This is a genomic window from Actinocorallia sp. B10E7, assembly GCF_039871655.1.
Classification (GTDB): Bacteria; Actinomycetota; Actinomycetes; order Streptosporangiales; family Streptosporangiaceae; genus Actinocorallia.
In genome coordinates, this window is record NZ_JBDPLZ010000016.1 from 63,404 (window position 1) to 78,950 (window position 15,547).

Annotated in this window: 13 protein-coding genes and 1 pseudogene; 6 read left to right on the forward strand and 8 right to left on the reverse strand. The window is 69.1% G+C overall.

Annotation, left to right across the window (positions count from 1 at the left end; genetic code table 11):
- Positions 1–44: 44 nt before the first annotated feature.
- The gene (locus ABGB12_RS33345) at positions 45–959 is read right to left on the reverse strand and encodes an SDR family NAD(P)-dependent oxidoreductase (RefSeq protein WP_347684242.1); all 915 of its coding nucleotides are present in this window, start codon (positions 957–959) and stop codon (positions 45–47) included.
- Positions 960–1,100: 141 nt separating this feature from the next.
- On the opposite strand from ABGB12_RS33345, the gene ABGB12_RS33350 reads away from it, so the two are divergent.
- Positions 1,101–2,012: a helix-turn-helix transcriptional regulator gene (locus ABGB12_RS33350; RefSeq protein ID WP_347684244.1), complete on the forward strand. Its 912-nt coding sequence runs from the start codon at positions 1,101–1,103 to the stop codon at positions 2,010–2,012.
- Here the strand turns inward: ABGB12_RS33350 and ABGB12_RS33355 are convergent.
- The 3 genes from ABGB12_RS33355 to ABGB12_RS33365 form a co-directional block, all read right to left on the reverse strand.
- Positions 1,952–2,842, reverse strand: coding sequence for a hypothetical protein (locus tag ABGB12_RS33355; protein WP_347684246.1), 891 nt, complete (start codon positions 2,840–2,842; stop codon positions 1,952–1,954). The genes ABGB12_RS33350 and ABGB12_RS33355 overlap by 61 nt on opposite strands.
- Complete coding sequence (locus tag ABGB12_RS33360; RefSeq protein WP_347684248.1) at positions 2,839–3,333, reverse strand: SigE family RNA polymerase sigma factor; 495 nt, start codon at positions 3,331–3,333, stop codon at positions 2,839–2,841. Before ABGB12_RS33360 ends, ABGB12_RS33355 begins: the two co-directional genes overlap by 4 nt.
- A gap of 108 nt (positions 3,334–3,441) precedes the next feature.
- Entirely contained in the window at positions 3,442–3,975 is a 534-nt protein-coding gene (locus ABGB12_RS33365; RefSeq protein ID WP_347684250.1) for an AAA family ATPase, read from the reverse strand.
- 689 nt (positions 3,976–4,664) lie between these two features.
- Here ABGB12_RS33365 and ABGB12_RS33370 point away from each other — a divergent pair.
- The 3 genes and pseudogenes from ABGB12_RS33370 to ABGB12_RS33380 all read left to right on the forward strand — a co-directional run.
- A pseudogene (locus ABGB12_RS33370) lies at positions 4,665–4,961 on the forward strand (IS5/IS1182 family transposase); the annotation flags it as partial.
- A 162-nt stretch (positions 4,962–5,123) separates the two neighbouring features.
- Positions 5,124–5,786 (forward strand): 1,4-alpha-glucan branching protein, encoded by a 663-nt coding sequence (locus ABGB12_RS33375; protein ID WP_347684252.1) that lies wholly within the window; start codon positions 5,124–5,126, stop codon positions 5,784–5,786.
- A gap of 239 nt (positions 5,787–6,025) precedes the next feature.
- Positions 6,026–9,319, forward strand: a complete 3,294-nt coding sequence (locus ABGB12_RS33380; protein WP_347684254.1) for a phosphotransferase — start codon at positions 6,026–6,028, stop codon at positions 9,317–9,319.
- Between the two features lie 100 nt (positions 9,320–9,419).
- Here the strand turns inward: ABGB12_RS33380 and ABGB12_RS33385 are convergent, their stop codons facing one another.
- The gene (locus ABGB12_RS33385; RefSeq protein WP_347684256.1) at positions 9,420–9,860 is read right to left on the reverse strand and encodes a DUF3592 domain-containing protein; all 441 of its coding nucleotides are present in this window, start codon (positions 9,858–9,860) and stop codon (positions 9,420–9,422) included.
- A 223-nt stretch (positions 9,861–10,083) separates the two neighbouring features.
- Between ABGB12_RS33385 and ABGB12_RS33390 the strand changes: the two genes are divergently transcribed.
- Positions 10,084–10,806 carry a cutinase family protein gene (locus tag ABGB12_RS33390; protein ID WP_347684258.1) on the forward strand — a complete coding sequence of 241 codons (723 nt, stop codon included), beginning with the start codon at positions 10,084–10,086 and terminating at the stop codon, positions 10,804–10,806.
- Between the two features lie 151 nt (positions 10,807–10,957).
- Here the strand turns inward: ABGB12_RS33390 and ABGB12_RS33395 are convergent, their stop codons facing one another.
- A complete protein-coding gene (locus tag ABGB12_RS33395; RefSeq protein ID WP_347684260.1) occupies positions 10,958–11,965 on the reverse strand; it encodes a helix-turn-helix domain-containing protein in 1,008 nt (335 codons plus the stop codon).
- A 344-nt stretch (positions 11,966–12,309) separates the two neighbouring features.
- Here ABGB12_RS33395 and ABGB12_RS33400 point away from each other — a divergent pair, with 344 nt between their 5' ends.
- Complete coding sequence (locus ABGB12_RS33400) at positions 12,310–12,996, forward strand: hypothetical protein (protein ID WP_347684262.1); 687 nt, start codon at positions 12,310–12,312, stop codon at positions 12,994–12,996.
- 85 nt (positions 12,997–13,081) lie between these two features.
- On the opposite strand, the gene ABGB12_RS33405 is transcribed toward ABGB12_RS33400, so the two are convergent.
- Both ABGB12_RS33405 and ABGB12_RS33410 read right to left on the reverse strand, forming a co-directional pair.
- Positions 13,082–13,582 carry a hypothetical protein gene (locus ABGB12_RS33405; RefSeq protein WP_347684263.1) on the reverse strand — a complete coding sequence of 167 codons (501 nt, stop codon included), beginning with the start codon at positions 13,580–13,582 and terminating at the stop codon, positions 13,082–13,084.
- A 470-nt stretch (positions 13,583–14,052) separates the two neighbouring features.
- Positions 14,053–15,498: a cytosine permease gene (locus tag ABGB12_RS33410; protein WP_347684265.1), complete on the reverse strand. Its 1,446-nt coding sequence runs from the start codon at positions 15,496–15,498 to the stop codon at positions 14,053–14,055.
- Positions 15,499–15,547: the final 49 nt, after the last annotated feature.

Genomic DNA, 15,547 nt, shown 5'->3' on the forward strand with positions numbered 1-15,547 from the left:
GAGGCCACCAAATCTATCCGCGCCGCCGCCCGGGCCAGGCCATGTCATGTGGATCGGTAGGCCGCGGTGAACCGTTCGACGGCGTCCCAGAGTTCGTGTTCACGTTGCGGGTCGTATGACTCCTCCGACGACCTGACCACGTCGCCGCGGTCGACGTAGGACCCGTTCGGTGCTTTGGCCGTGCCGAGGACGACGTCGGCGAGGTACCGGCCCGCGGCGCCGCGGCTGGTCGCGAAGGGCGTGAGGGCCAGCACGGGCAGGACGTACCGCATCGCGAACCGGGAGACGGGGCCGGCGTCGCGGGCGAGGCCGGTGCCGGGGACGAACGCCGGGTTGTAGGAGACGGCGTCGATCCCCTCCGGCAGGCGGCGCGCGTACTCGTGCACGAGGTGGATGGCGGCCAGTTTGCTCGTCGAGTACGCGGTGCGCCCGCCGGCCGTGGTGTCCGACCCGGGGAAGGCGCCCGTGCGGGCGAGGATCTCCGGGGACTGCCAACGCGGGCCGGGCATCATGCCCAGGTTGTGCTTGAAGTCGCCGAAATGGGTGTCGCTGGTGGTGATGACGATCCGTGAAGGAGGGGTGAAACGGTCCTGGAGGAGACGGACCAACATATGGTTGGCGAGCACATTGACCGTGAAGGTCGCCTCGAACCCGTCGGGCCCCTCGGTGAGCGCGTTCGCGTACTGCACGCCCGCGTTGCCCACGAAGCCGCGCAGCGGCGGCAGGTCACCCCGGTCGAGGCGGTCCCGGATCTCGGCGGCGGCCGCCCGGACGCTCGCGAGCGAGCCCAGGTCCGCCGCGACGTGCGAGACGCCCGCGCCGAGCTCACCCGACAGCCGCGAGATGGCGGACTCCCGGGCGACGACGAGGAGATGCACGTCCGGCTGTTTCAGGATGTGTTCCGCGGCGACACGGCCGATCCCGCGGCTCGCGCCCGTCATCACGATGGTGGAGCGCATGGCAGATTCCTCCAGCGGTCGAGCGCCCGGAGCGGCGCACCATCACGTTCGCCCCTCCCGCCACCGCAGGCCAGTGCCGTGTCCGTCCCTGGGACCGGCAGTACCCAGGCTCATCCGGCGCCGTGCGGCGAGAATGGCCCCATGGCCGCTTCCCGCTCCGGTTTCGGCGCGCTCCTGCGCGCCTGGCGCGACCGCCTCGCCCCCGCCGACGCCGGCTTCACCGCGACGCCCGGCCGCCGCGCCCCGGGACTGCGCCGCGAAGAGCTCGCGCAGCTGTCCGGGCTTTCCGTCGACTACGTCCTGCGGCTGGAACAGGGACGCGCGACACACCCCTCGGCCCAGGTCGTCGGCGCTCTCGCCCGCGCCCTTCAGCTCTCCCGGACCGAACGCGACCAGCTGTACCGGAGCGCCGGTCTCCTCCCTCCCCAGGACGGGACGGTCAGCACACATGTGCCTCCGGGCGTGCAACGGCTCGCCGCACGGCTCGGCGACTTCCCCATCGGGGTGTTCACCGCAGACTGGACCCTCGTGTGGTGGAACTCCATGTGGAGCGCCCTGTACGGCGACCCGTCCGCCTTCCCCGCGGCCCGGCGGAACCTCGCCCGCGCCCTGTTCGTCGGCGGAGTCGCCTTCCCCGTCCGCTCCGAACGCGGGCACGACGCCTTCGAGGCGTCGATCGTCGCCGACCTCAAAGACGCCGCGTCCCGCTACCCCGCGGACACCCGGCTCGCCCGCCTCGTAAAGGACCTCCGAGAGACGTCCGACGTCTTCGCCCGCCTTTGGGCCACGGAGACGGAATCCGCCCAGCACGCCACCGACCGCAAGACGATCCGGCACCCGGAGATCGGCGACATCCTGCTCGACTGCGACGTCCTCATCGTCCCGGGAGCCGACCTCCGCATGGTCACCTACACGGCGGCCGCCGGAAGCAGCGACGCGGGAAAACTCGACCTCCTCCGCGTCACCGGCACCCCGGCGGCAAACGAAGCGTCTCAGAATGGGTGGGGGCGGCCGGTGTCGAACGACGCCAGCCGGTCGCCGTCGGTGCCGTAGAACGTCACGACGCCCGTCATCCAGGCGCCGTGCAGGGTCTCCTGGCTGATCGGCACCCCGGCGATGAAGAAGCCGTTCCGCAGGACGGCCTCGGCGGTCAAGGTCGTCTCGGTCACCGGGCTCGACGGATGCCGGGCGTGGACGGTGTAGGCGACCGTGATGCGGGTCACTCCACGAGGGACCGGACCGGCCACGTTGTGGTCCCAGCCGTCCAGGAGTTCGGCGTTCGACGCGAGCCCGTTTCCCTGCTGTTGGATGACCTTGAGGCGTCCGTCGGGGCCGGTCCGCCATTCCTGCACGACCTTCCTGCGGCCGGCGAGATCCCGGGAGGTGGGCTTGCCGTCGGGCTTCAGGCGGCAGACCGTGTGCGCCTTCTCCGTTCCGAGCAGCAGGACGCGCATCCCGTCCGCGTACCGCTGCGACGCGAGCAGCCGGAAGTCCTGTGCCCGGTAACCGGGCTTTCCGGACTCGCCGCCCTTTACCCACGGATCCGCTCTGAGGCAGCTCCGTACCGTGGCCAGTTCCTCGGGCGTGTTGCGCGGCATCGCGGGCACGGTCTTCGGCATCTTCGGCGTCGGCAGGCCGTGATTCGCCGGCTCGACCAGGTTCGGCGCGGGCTTCTCGCCCTCCGCGGCGGGCGGCAGGAACGAGGAGGAGCTCACCGCGGCGACGGCGACGAGCGCGACGATCCCGGCGGCCGTCCCACCGATCGTCAAGCGGCGTCGGTGGATCGCGCCGCGCAGGGCGCGGTCGGAGAAATAGTCGGGTGAAGGGGCGGCGGCACGGTCGGCGATCCCGCGCAGGGCTTCCCTCAGCGCCTCGTCGCTCATGCGATCTCCAGGTGTTCGGCCAGTTCGGGTGCGAGTTCGCGGAGCCGGGCCAGCGCCCGGTGGGTCTGGCTGCGGACCGTGCCGACGGAGCAGCCCATGATCGAGGCGACCTCGGATTCGGCGAGGTCCTCGTAGTAGCGCAGGACGAGCACCATGCGGCGGCGCGGCGTCAGCGCCAGCAGGGCCTGTTCGAGGGTCAGACGCAGATCGACGTCAGGGTCGTCCGCGCCTCTGTCCGGCAGCCGTTCGGCCGGATGCTCGCGGCCGTGGCGGCGCCACTTGCCGACCTGCTCGTGGTACATCGCCTTGCGTACATAGGCGTCGGGGTTCTCGCGGACGCCCTTCCACTTGGCCGCCGTTCTGGTCAGGGCGCTCTGCAGCAGGTCCTCCGCCGCGTGCTGGTCGCCGGTCAGGACGTACGCCGTCCTGATCAGACTCCCCGATCTGGCGGCCACGAACCGCGCGAAACTCTCTCGGGCCTCTTGGTTCACCGCACCTCCTCACGTCGCCCTCACAGACGCGAACGTGCGGGAAATCTATGCCGCGAGTTCCGGAATGTTGCCGACCGCAGAGGATCGAGATCCGCCACGGCATCGCCGTCATCCGACGGCTTTGAGGACTTGATCGGCGACGTCCTGCGGTGGCCGACTGGTGGTGTCGACGAGATGAGAGCGGTCCGGCAGCCAGGACATGGCGTCGACATACGCCCCGATCTTGCTCAGGCGCCACTGACGGACGTCCTCCGAGAGGATCGGGTCGTCGGGGAAGTGGACGTGCTGGTCGATGCGTTCGCGCAGGACGCCGGGGTCGCAGGTCAGGGTGATGTGGTGCACGGTGACGCCGTAGCCGTCCAAGAGCCCGAAGACCTCAGTGGCGTATCGCTCGTCGAGCAGGGTCATCGGCACGACGAGCGTCCCTCCGTAGGCCTGCAGGAGGCGGTGGGCGGCGTCGGCGACGAGCGGCCGCCAGATCTCGACGTCCTGGAAGTCGCAGGTGCGATCGGGGAGGAGCCTGCGGACAAGGGCACCGACCTCTTCCGGGTCGTACAGCAGCCCGCCGGGAATCCGCCGCGTCAAGAGCTCGGCGGTGGTGGTCTTGCCGGCGCCGAAGGGCCCGTTCAACCAGATGATCATGTGTCTCCCCGGCCGACCCCGTTCTTCCTACGCCACCGAACCTGGCGACCGCCCCTTCGTCCATGCGGCGTTGACACGGATCGAGGTCGGAATGAGGCTCTGCGCCTCGTCGTACGGTGTGGTCATCCTTTGTTCCTTACCTTGGCGCGCCGCCTCATCGCCGCGAACGTGGACAAGAAGCAGAGGGCCGCTCCCATGCCGAGCGCGGATTCGTTCGGTCCCCGGACGAGGAGATCTGATCTGACGGCCACCACGAGCAGCACGATCTGGGCGGATCCCGCGGCGCGCCAAGGTAACGACCAGCGCCGCGATGGCCAGGGACAGGGGTCTCTCGAAGAATTCCCTGGTCATTGCGGCTATGAGAGTCATCAGGCTGACGGCGAGCACTCCCACGAGAATCGGTCGCGAGACCGCGATGTCGGGCGCGGTCGGTTTCCGTGCGCCGGTCTCCCGCACCCACCAGTCCTGGAGGACGAGGAAGGCGAGCACCCCGGCCGCGACGACGGGCCCTGCGACATGGAAACGAGCTTCCCGATTCTTGATGACTTCCCGAAGGTCCCGTCCCATATCAATCTCCAGCCTGTCCGTCCGGCTTCTTCGACAAGGCGGTACGCAAGAGATGATCACCTTACATGTGAGAAGAACCCCTACTGAATGATTCGCAGAGGACTGGTCGAGGGCGGGGAAGCGACGGCTCGCGCGTGCGGGCGCTCAAGGGCGGCCCAAAACAGGTCGGAGCCCGATCGACCGAGGCCGGGCGGGCTCCGAGCACCACGTCCTGACCGATGGGCACGGCACGCCTCTGGTCGTGTCGCTGACCGGCGGCGACCGCGGGCGACGTCACCCGGCTGCTGCTGACCGACCGGGGCTATGGCCACGACGAATACGGGAGGCTGGTCTGGAAGAAGGGCATCAAACCCGTCATCGCCCGTCGCGGCTCCCCGCACGGCTCCGGGCTGGGCGTTCGGCGTTACGTCGTGCTTCGCCACGCCGCCCGGCCCGTCCGCGCGGACCACCACGAAGAACTGATCGAACTCGCGGGCCTGGCCGTCCTCGGGCCGCCTCGTAGGCCTCGTCCGAAGAACCGGTCTGCCGGTAGATGGCAAGCTGTGAAGGTCGCGTCCGCTCAACGGAAGAGAACGCTCAGCATGGCCGTCATTCACGACACCACTCTCAAACCGACCAAGCTGGAACTGCTCGCCTCCTGGCTGCCCTCCCGGCCGTGGTACTCCGGCGCGAGCGAACCGGAACTGGCCAAGGCCGGCGGCTTCCGGCTGGACGACCCGCAGGGCGAGGTCGGGATCGAGTTCATGGTGGTCACCGACACCTCCGGCACTCACCCGACCACCTACCTGGTGCCGCTCACCTATCGCGGTGCCCCGCTCGACGGGGCGGAACACGCCCTCGTCGGCACCATGGAGCACGGGGTGCTGGGGCGTCGTTGGGCCTATGACGGCTGCCACGACCCGGTGATGGTCGCCCAACTGCAGGCGCTGATCCAGGGCCGGATCCAGGCTCAGGACCAGAACACCAGCGACACCCCGGACAGGGAGGTCACCCGCTCCTACACCGGTGACGGCCTCACCTCCACGGACTTCACCACCACTGCCACCGACGACCGAACGGGCACCGAGTTGCCCGCGCCGTATGGTGCGACCCTCCGCTTGCATCGGGTCCTGCGCCCCGCCCGGGATGACGTGCCCGTCCTGCCGCCTGAAGCGACGGGCCACGTCGCCGGCTCCTGGCGCATGCCGGACGGCACCCGCGCGAGGGGACTGTTCGTCGTCCTGCACTCCGCCCCACGCGCATAAGGACGGAGACCGAAGTCGGAGTCGATGCTCGGGCCGCCCAGAGCAAGGCTGCTGAGAACGCGTGCCTCGGCAGGCGCGCAGGACCACCGTCGTGTCTCCCGAGCGTCCAAGAGTTCGGCCGCAGTTCACCCGTGGACAGAGCCTCAAGCGCACCCGGTATCCACAACGTCAAAGTCTTTCCTCGTTCGGGTGTGGTAGTTGTTTTTCAACGAACTGCCCCCTGCGAACAGGAGTGGTCGATGCCGCCGGAGCCCAGGTTCCGCAGAGTGGCCGCGCTCGGTCGTCCGTTCGTCAACCGCGAGGCCGCGTTGGAGCTCGTCGAGGCCGAGCTGCGGCGGGTCGGGGACGGGCCCCGGGTGCTGAACGTGACCGGAGTCGGAGGGATCGGTAAGTCGCGGCTGCTGCGGGAGATCCGGAACCGGGCGGCGGGGTATCGGATCGCTGAGCTGGACCTTCAGGTTCCGGCGCAGCGGTCGCAGGCCGAAGCGCTGGCCGTGTTGCGGCGGCAGTTCGGCGAGCAAGGGGTGCGGTTCGACCGGTACGACATCGCTTATGCGGTGTTGTGGAGCCGGATGCATCCCCACCTCCAGATCAACCGGGAGGGGATGCCGTTCGCGCAGGAGAGCGAGATCCTCTCATCGGTCCTGGACGCGGCGGTCGGGGTGCCGCTGGCGGGCAGCGCCGTCCAGATGCTCCGGCTGGTGGAGAAAGCACGAACGGGCGCGCACAACCGGAAGCTCCTCGCCCAGGACGAGACGCTCCGGCAGCTCGACGGGCTGCCGGTGTCCGCGCTGACCGACGCCGTCACCTACCTTTTCGCCTCCGACCTGCGGGAGGGCTCGACCGACCGGCCCTACGCCGTCTTCATCGACGCGCATGAGGCGATGCGCGGGGCCGACGACGCCTGGCTGCGAGACCTCGTCGGCCAGCTCGACCGGGGGCTGACCGTGCTGGCCAGCCGGGAAGCCGTCCAGTGGGACGCCGAATGGGAGTCCTGCCTGCGCGAGGTGCAGTTGCGCGGGCTGCCGATGGAGGCCCGACTGCAGCTCCTCGCCGACGGCGGCGTCCAGGACGGCCGGGAACGCGCGTCCATCGCGAAAGCCAGCGCCGGAGTGCCCTTCTACCTGCACCTCGTCGTTGACACCCACCAGGACGGACGTTCCGGAGCGGTGTCGGGAGAGCAGATCCTCGCCCGGTTCCTCGAACACGTCGACCGGTCGGAGATCCGCTACCTGGAACTGCTGTCGGCCACGCGGATCTTCGACTTCGAGGTGTTCCAAGGACTGTGCTCGGCCTTCCAGCTTCCGGCGCACCGGCTGGCCTGGGAACCGCTGATCTCCTACTCCTTCGTCTACCCGGCCGGGGCCGGATTCCTGCAGCTGCACCAACTGATGGGCGCGGCCCTGCGAGCCCGGCTCACCTCCGAGGCCGCCCGCGAGGTCCACCGGGTGCTCCGCAAGATCTGGGACGAACGCGACGTGCCGCGCGAGGCGGCGTTCCACGCCCACGCGGCAGGCGACCTCACCGAAGACGACCTCCTCGCCTATGCCGACCGCATCTCCCGCAGCGGTGCCGCGCGGGACGTCGGCAGCCTCCTCGACGACCTCAAAGACAGCGACGTGCTGGGCGAGGCGATCCGATGCCTGCGGGCCGAACAGGCCGTCCTCGTCGGTGACGCGGCGCTGGCCGTCGAACTCACCCATGAGAACGGCTGGGAACTGTCGAGCCAGGCCGGTTCCCGGCTGGCCGTCGCGGCCGCCCACGGACAGCGCATCGCGGGGAATACAGCCGCCGCTCTCGCCATCTACGGCTCCGTACTGGAACGGGGCGTGCCGTCCTGCTGCCCGGACGCCGGGCTGTGGGCCGCCGATCTGCACATGGCCCAAGGCAGGTTCGTGCAGGCCCGAGCCCTGGCCACCGAACTGCTCGCCACCACCGAGGACGCCGAACGCCGCGGTGACCTGGCGAGGCTGCTGTGCCTGGCCGAACGGTTCGCCTACGACTACCCGACCTCCGCCCGGTGGCTGGCCGAAGCCGAACTCTCCTACACCGGTGCGGGATCTTCGCTCGGTCTCGCCGCGCTCAAGGTCAACCGGGCCGAACTCCTGGCTTGGACGGACCCTGCGGCGGCCGTCGCGTGTGCGGGCGAGGCGATCGAAGCACAACGGGAACTGGGCGCGCTGCACGAACTCGGCAAGGCGTACACCGCTCTGGCGCTGGCCCGGCTGCGTCTCGGCGAACTCCGCGCCGCCGACCACGCCCTCGACCTGGCCGACGCTGTTCTCGACCAGTGCAACTACCGTTCGGGCCGAGCCCGCGCCGAACTCACCCGCGCCTTCGTCGCGGCCCGGCGCGGTCTACCCGTCCAGGCCGCCGCCCATGCCCGCTGGGCGGTCGCCGAACTCGTCGCGGCCGAGGTCTACCCGACGCTCATCCTTCTGGCCGAGCGGCTCCTGCACGTCCTGGACCTGGCCGACCCCGCCGTCACCCGGCATGCCACCGCCGCCCGCGCCGCGCTGGGCGAGGACTTCACCACCCGGACGGCCACCGCCGTCACCACGCTGCTGGGCTTCGACCCGTGCGCCCTGTACGAGGAAGCCGTCGCCCACCCGTCCCCGGCCGCCGGCTTCTACAACCGCAACGTCCGCGTCGGTTCCCTGCTCGTCCGCATCCCCATCGCCGACGCAGACGGTATGGACCTGCGCCTGTGGCCTGAACACGAGATCCTCGCCGCGGTGAGCGCCCATGACATCAGCGCCCCCAAACTGCTGTTCGCCTCCGCGCGGCCCTTCCAGATCCACACCCACGTGGACGGCGTCCTCCTGGACGAAACAGCGCCCAAAGGAACCGCCGTTCCCTCCCACGTTCTCGGCGACGTCACCGAGCTGTTCCGTCTCCTCGCCGACGTCTCGCCCCGGGAACTCCCGCCCACGCCGGACTGGGTCCCCGACGGTGACACCCGCGCCTTCGCCGACCGCCTCTCAGCCGTCACCGCTCGCGTTCACGCCGACTTCCGCGACGACTTCGCCCCGCTCTTCCGGGCGTTGGGCATCCCCCCCGAACCCCTGGCCGCTCTGGACTGGGCGACGCTGACCAGCCGCCCCTTCCGCCTGGTCCACTCCGACGTCCACCGCAAGAACATGATCCTGTCCGGTTCCCGCACCGTCTTCCTGGACTGGGAACTGGCCCTGTGGGGAGACCCCGTCTACGACCTGGCCGTCCACCTCCACAAGATGGCCTACCTGCCATCCGAGCAGGAACGCCTCATCCGCCTGTGGTCCACCGCCATGCCCGGCCACCTGATCACCGGCTGGCGGCACGACCTCTCCCTCTACCTCCGCCACGAACGCATCAAGTCCGCCATCGTCGACACCGTCCGCTACACCCAGCTCTTCCGCGACGGCGTCCCACCCGCCCGAGCCCAGGCCCTCCTCACCAACCTCACCACCAAACTCAACGCCCCCGCCTGGTTCCCGCCGCTCACCCCCCGAACCGTCCACACCCACCTGACCGCCTACCTGTCCACGCACTAGGCGGCAAGACGGCCGCAGGAGGACGACCGTCGATCGTGTGGAAGTGGGCCACCCCGAGCTGGTCGGCGGCTCCAACACCTGGAAGGGCGCTGGGCTCGTGTCAGAAGACGATGACGAGGATGGTGAACACCAGGACGAGGGCGATGGCGCCGCAGGTGACCGAGGCGCCGATGGACGCGTTGTCGTCGCGCTCCCTGACGATCGCGGCGCGGCGGGGATTCTTCGGGTCGTACTTCATGCGGAGCTCGTGCTCCGGGCCGGAGACGGAGCGATTGGTGACGATCTTGGTCTCGACCTCCTCGCCCTCCGCGGTGGTGAACCGGATGTAGGAGGTGTACGAGCCCTGCTCGCCTCCGCTCCAGTCCTCCTTGACCACCTTGCCGGGCTCCGGGGCGAGCACGGCGACGCGGTCCAGGCGCTGGGCGCTCACCGTCCCCCACATCAGGAGGACGGAGACGAGAGCGAAGATCATTGCCGGTATTCCGAGAAGGAACGCGATGCCGACGGCATCGGCGGGATCCATGGCGGCGATCGGGGTCATGGGCCGACGGTAGCCACAGGGCGTCCCGGCGGGGAGGGGTGTTTGTCCGGTCCGCGCCGGGTATCCGGGACCACGGGGGCAGGCGCCCGTCGGCGCCGGACGGGCATTTGTTGCGGCTCTCACAATCACAGTGGCCGGGGTCTTGGCGGACTCCCTATCTACGGCACTGTTCCTCGACGAGAGTGGGCGGCCCAGCCGATGTGAACGTCAGGGAGTCCGCATCATGGTCAGTTCTCGTGTCATTCGTGCAGGCGCCCAAGCTGCGGTGTTCGCCGTGACGTCCGGCGTGGTGAGCGTCTTCGCCCTCGCGGCGCCCGCCGACGCCGCCGACTGCAAGCCGGTCAGCATCATCTCCTCCCGGGGCACCTTCGAACCGCAGAGCGGAAGCTGGCTGCAGAAGCCGATCGGCGACAGGATCGCCGAGGCGCTGCCCGGCCGGACCAAATACACCGAGCTCGTCTATCCGGCCGCGCCGAACTTCGACACGAGTCCCGAGGCCGGGGTCACCGCCCTGGTGAAGCTGCTCAACGACGAGTCTGCGGCCTGCCCCGACCAGCGTTATGTGCTGATCGGCTACTCCCAGGGCGCCCAGGTGACCGGAGACTCCCTCGTTCCTCCCGCCAACCGGCTCGTCGGTAAGAACGCCGGTGAGATATCCGCGGCCGTACCCGGGAAGATCGCCGCCGTGGTCCTTTACGGCGACCCGCGTTTCGTCGCCGGAGAGCCCTACAACGCCGGAACGCCCGAGTCGGGTAAGAACGGCGACAAGCCTCGCACCAAGGGTGAACTGGCGGCCTACGCCGACCGGATGAAGGACTACTGCGCCAAGGGAGACTTCGTCTGCCAGGGCAGCACCGGCAACGCGCTCGCGCACCTGACCTACTTCTTCGACGGGACGAACGACCAGGGCGCCCGGTTCGCCATTCAGCAGGTCCAGGATTCCTGACCGCCCACGAGGAGGAGCCAGGACCGGCGGCTGGTGACGGCCGTGGCCCGCTGGCGGGGCGGTCCAGATCTCCGGGGAGCTCTGAGTTCTCGGCGTCGCGGCGGGCAAGGGGCACCTACGGCAGCCGGGCGGGCCGTCTCGGTCCGGATCGTCAACGCTCACGGGTGGCCGCGGGGTTGGCCAGGAGGAGGCGCAGGCCCAGAGGCGTGATGGTGTGGAGGACGTGGCGGCCGTCGCGGCGGGTGGAGACGAGGCCGGCGGAGCGGAGCGAGGCGGCGTGGACGGAGGCGGTCGGAGCACTGACGCCCAGGCGGCGGGCGAGTTCGGCGGTGGTGCAGCCGGTGGTGATGGAGCGGAGCGCGCGGGCCCGTCCGGCGCCGATGAGCGCGGCCAGCGTGTCCTTGCCGGACGGCGCGGAGACCCGCCGGACGGGGTAGTGCAGCAGGGGCTGGCGGTGGGGGACGGGCACGGGCAGGACCCAGTCCCGCGCGAAGACGCTGGGAGCGAGAACGAAGCCGCGTCCGCCGAGGGACGTCTCCTGGCGGGAAGCCGTCTGGACACCCTTCACGAGGTCGTCCAAGCCTGAGAAGAACAAGGTCCGGTCGGACCAGGCGAGCTGCGGATGCAGCCCGTTCAGCATGGACGCGACGCCGTGGGCGCAGGCGTGTTCGGCACGCTGGTGGATGTCCTGATGCAGGTCCCGTTGGAGTGCCGGCCAGTCGTCGGCGAGGCAGCCATGGAAGAGCGCGTTCGCCGAGTCGACGAGGTGCCGGAGCCGGGAGGTGCTGCCTTCGCCCAGTTCTCTCAGCGCCCGGGGCGGTCGGGCCAGGCCCGCGTACCGGGTGAGGAGCTCCACTCCCGCGACGAGCTGCTCCTCGGGAGTGGAGCGCAGGAGTTCCAGCTCTTCTTCGACGTCGGCGAACGGGCCGCCCTCCGGGAACAGGAAGAACGGCAGGAAGTAGGGGTGGGCGTTGACGGCCTCCAGGATCGGGCGGGCGCGCTCGGGGATGTTCCGGCGGGCGTTCCGCCACCAGCGCTCCCGGGCGGCCGCCCGGGGGAGTCCTCGAGAGGAGCGGACGCCGTCGAAGAGGTTGCGCAGCGCCGAAACCGCGAATCGGGTGTTGCCGAGGTCTTCCGCGTCATAGGCGAGTGTCAACAAGGCGCGTCTCCGAAATCGTGACGATCCTGACAGGCCATGGTCGGCACCGGCCTCGAGGCGAGGCAAGATCTTGTTCGCAACACGTGTGAATTAGCCGTACGACCTAAAAGATAGTCGTGATGGAGGTTGATTACTGACCATTTCCATGGACCCGTGCAACTCTCCATGAACCGGTGAGGAGAGCCCGGGGTCCGGACATGTCCATTGACGCAAGCCGGTCGGCGCCGACGGGAGCGGGGAGGCGCGGTATGGCGGACTCCGGTTCCAGATCCCGGTCCGACGCGGGGGCCTCTTCTCCATCAGCGGCCACCGGATGGGCGAAAGCGGGGACGATCGCGGGGCTGGTGAGCACTCTCCTGGCGGCCGCGACGTTCTTCGTCTCCTACATCGCTTCGAACGGGGATGACAGGAAAGAGGCGGAAGACTCCCGCCTCTCCCTCGACCAGACGCTTCCTTCTGCGTCGTCTTCGGCAGGCTCCACCCCGCCGCAGCCGTCGAGCGCTCCGCAGGCCGCCGAGGAGCCACCGGCGAACGGTTCGCCGACATCGATCGAGAACAGCGCCTATCACGTAATCGACCTCTACGGCGGCCAGAAGGGGTACGGAACCATGATCGGCGCATGGTGGTCCGACAACGACACCACCAGCCAGGAATGGAATCTCCGGAAGAAGGGAGACGGCTACGTCATCGAGGCGGTGCGGGAAAAGGGGGTCCTCGCCTACGACGAAGAGGAAGGCGGTACCACCCTGGCTCCGGAAGGGGGAGCGAACACCGTCTGGCTCTTCAAGAAATCAGCTGATTACCCCGGTTTCTACAGCATTCACAGCAAGGCGAGTGACCACTGCATAACCGACAACGATTTCGAACGGGGCCTCGACCCGCTCATGGGCCGCATGCTGAGCGTTGAATTCTGCGGGGTAAAGCCCTCCGGGGCGCAGTTGTGGTACGTCGGGGATCTGGACGACGACGGATGCCGGGACGGCTCCGCCGGGCTGGACTCCCCGCTGGGACGGGTGTGCGAGGAGCGGTAGCCATCCGGGCGCCGGGCCGAGGCCGACCCGCTCCAGCAGTCCGAGTGGTTCGTCGAAGCAGTCGTGGACGTCGCCCGGCGCGGTACTAATCCTGAAGCCAGACATCATCCCACTCGCCAGGGCCCATGAGCCATGGTGAGCCCGCGCTGGGAACGAGTGGCTCATCGACCAGCAGGTGCACCGTTTTTCCGTCGTAGTACGTGCAGGAGATCCGGTAGAGGCCCACCCAGCGTTCCGGGAAGGACTTGGCGCACTCATCCCTGGGGCTCGTGTCCGCGGACATCACCTCACGCGCGTACTGGTCAAGGCTGGATTTCGACAGCATCATTCGCGACTGGCTGGGCACGGACAGCGTCAGGAAGAGGATGGTGGCCACGATGAGGAGCAAGGGAGCCCAATCGCGCAATGCGGCCCCCTCCGTGAAGGTCGTTCGCACAATGATGACGGGTATCGAAAAAACCGTCGCCAACCCCGCCCAGAAAACGATGATCTCATCGACAGAAATGAGCGCCTCCAACCCCGTCAAGCAGATGCAGAGAATTGCTACCAAGCCGATGAACACCACGCTGGGAGGTTTTCCGACCATATTCGGATGATAGCTGATGAATACCTGCGTGTTAATGGGGCGATCTGATTCCCGGTCCGATGCGGGGTCTCTTCTCTTTGGGGGCTTTCGGATGTGAGGGTCTTCAACGCCCGGGGTTCCGGCGGATGACGGCGGTGCCGTCGTCCAGGTCGATACGGGTGTGCGGCGGAGCCCCCTCGCCCTCCACGTCGCAGCATCAGCGAGGTGCGGCGCTGGTCGAGTTCGTAGTGCTTGGTGGCGTAGAAGAGGGCCTGCGGTTCGTCGATCCCGGTGGCCGAGACAGGCCGCCCCTCTTCCTCGGCGCACCAGGGCGGTCGGAGCCGCCGATGGGCGGCCAGCCCCAGCCGGGCCCGGCCATCCGAACAGCGCGAATCCATCGAAGGCCGCCTCCAGCACAGCGGCGGCGGCCTTCGATGTTCTTGCGGCGACGATGCGCAGCGGTGCCACCGATCGAGGTGTATCGGGTGCCGTCAGGCTCTCTTCAGCTCGTCCGCCGTGCGCGGCGCCTGCCTCCTACCTGCGGCTGCGGTGGAGCGGGCGGTGCGCATGCTCAGCAGCCAGTAGAGCCCGCCGGCCACCAGGCTGCCCGACAGCCACGAGAAGTCGGTGCCGTTCAGGGCCTGGGCGATGGGGCCCTGCGTCGCGGGGATCGTCCCGTACTGCCAGCTCCATGCCGCGATCAGTCCGGCGACCAGGCTGATCATCGCGTTCCGGTCGACCAGGCCGCGGGGGGAGGAGCCGTCGGTGTAGAGGGCGGACACGTCCAGCCGTCCTCCGCGCAGCACGAAGAAGTCGATGAGCACGATGCTCGCCCAGGGAGTGATCCAGATGAGGATCGACACCATCCACTGGTCGAAGGCGTGGGCGAAGCTGTCGGCCCGGATGAACACGGCCAGCACCGCCGAGGAGACCAGCCCCGCGATCAGGGTGATCTTCCACCGGGCCGCGCGGATGCCGACGGAGAGCGCCGCCAGCGAGCAGGAGTAGAGGTTGAGGATGTTGGTGGCCACCGGCCCGTGCATGATCAGCAGCAGGACGGGCACGGCCATCACGCCGAAGGCGCTCGTCACCAGGCTGGACGGGTCCGCGCCGCCGCCCCCGCCGGCCAGGTAGGCGCCGAGCGCGGCCAGCCACACGGTCGGCACGTACACGCCGAGGGCCGTGGACCAGAACACCGCGCGGTCGGACGTTCCGGTCCGGACGAACCTGCTGTAGTCGGCGGAGTAGGGCAGCCAGCTGATTCCCCAGCCTATGCCGATCGCGGTGAGGAGCTGGGTCACGGCGACGAACTTGGAGCCGTCCGCCGCCGCGGTGGCCGACGTCCAGTCGGGATCGACCTGTGTCACGGCGAGTACGGTCATGACCGCCATGAGCAGGACGGTCGCGGGGACCGTGTACTTCTCGAAGGTGCGGATGGCGCGGAAGCCGAAGAGCGCCAGGCCCAGCTGCACGGCCATGATGAGTCCGGCCACCAGGTACTTCAGCCCGGTCCCGCCGTGCACGCCCAGCTGGGCGAGGATCGCCAGCACCAGGTCGAGCACGACCCAGGTGTTGACCCCGACCCACCCCATCGCCAGCAGGCCCTGGACCAGGCCGGGGACGAGCGCGCCGCGCCGGCCGAAGGCCGCCCGGCTGAGCACCATCTGGTTCACTCCGGTGCGGTGCCCCATCACGTTGAACAGGCCGAACACGGCGCAGCCGGCGAGGTTGCCGAGGGCGACCACGGCCACCGTCTCCAGCAGGCTGAGGCCGAGGTGGATCCCGAGGGCGCCGAGGACCCAGTTGATGGGGGCGATGTTGGCACCCGACCAGATCCAGAACTGCTGCCATGGGGTCGAATCGCGTGACGACACGGGTACTGGTTCGATGCCGTGGGCGTCGGAATGCCCGGTCGCTGATCGATCGGTGGTGGTCATGGGTCCCTCCTTGCGTGATCGGAACCACATAAGCACCCGTTCGCCGCGC

Bases quoted from the DNA above. Each gene is read 5' to 3' on its own strand.
- ABGB12_RS33345 (WP_347684242.1), bottom strand. From the start codon at position 959: ATGCGCTCCACCATCGTGATGACGGGCGCGAGCCGCGGGATCGGCCGT.
- ABGB12_RS33350 (WP_347684244.1), top strand. From the start codon at position 1,101: ATGGCCGCTTCCCGCTCCGGTTTCGGCGCGCTCCTGCGCGCCTGGCGC.
- ABGB12_RS33355 (WP_347684246.1), bottom strand. From the start codon at position 2,842: ATGAGCGACGAGGCGCTGAGGGAAGCCCTGCGCGGGATCGCCGACCGT.
- ABGB12_RS33365 (WP_347684250.1), bottom strand. From the start codon at position 3,975: ATGATCATCTGGTTGAACGGGCCCTTCGGCGCCGGCAAGACCACCACC.
- ABGB12_RS33375 (WP_347684252.1), top strand. From the start codon at position 5,124: ATGGCCGTCATTCACGACACCACTCTCAAACCGACCAAGCTGGAACTG.
- ABGB12_RS33380 (WP_347684254.1), top strand. From the start codon at position 6,026: ATGCCGCCGGAGCCCAGGTTCCGCAGAGTGGCCGCGCTCGGTCGTCCG.
- ABGB12_RS33385 (WP_347684256.1), bottom strand. From the start codon at position 9,860: ATGACCCCGATCGCCGCCATGGATCCCGCCGATGCCGTCGGCATCGCG.
- ABGB12_RS33390 (WP_347684258.1), top strand. From the start codon at position 10,084: ATGGTCAGTTCTCGTGTCATTCGTGCAGGCGCCCAAGCTGCGGTGTTC.
- ABGB12_RS33405 (WP_347684263.1), bottom strand. From the start codon at position 13,582: ATGGTCGGAAAACCTCCCAGCGTGGTGTTCATCGGCTTGGTAGCAATT.
- ABGB12_RS33410 (WP_347684265.1), bottom strand. From the start codon at position 15,498: ATGACCACCACCGATCGATCAGCGACCGGGCATTCCGACGCCCACGGC.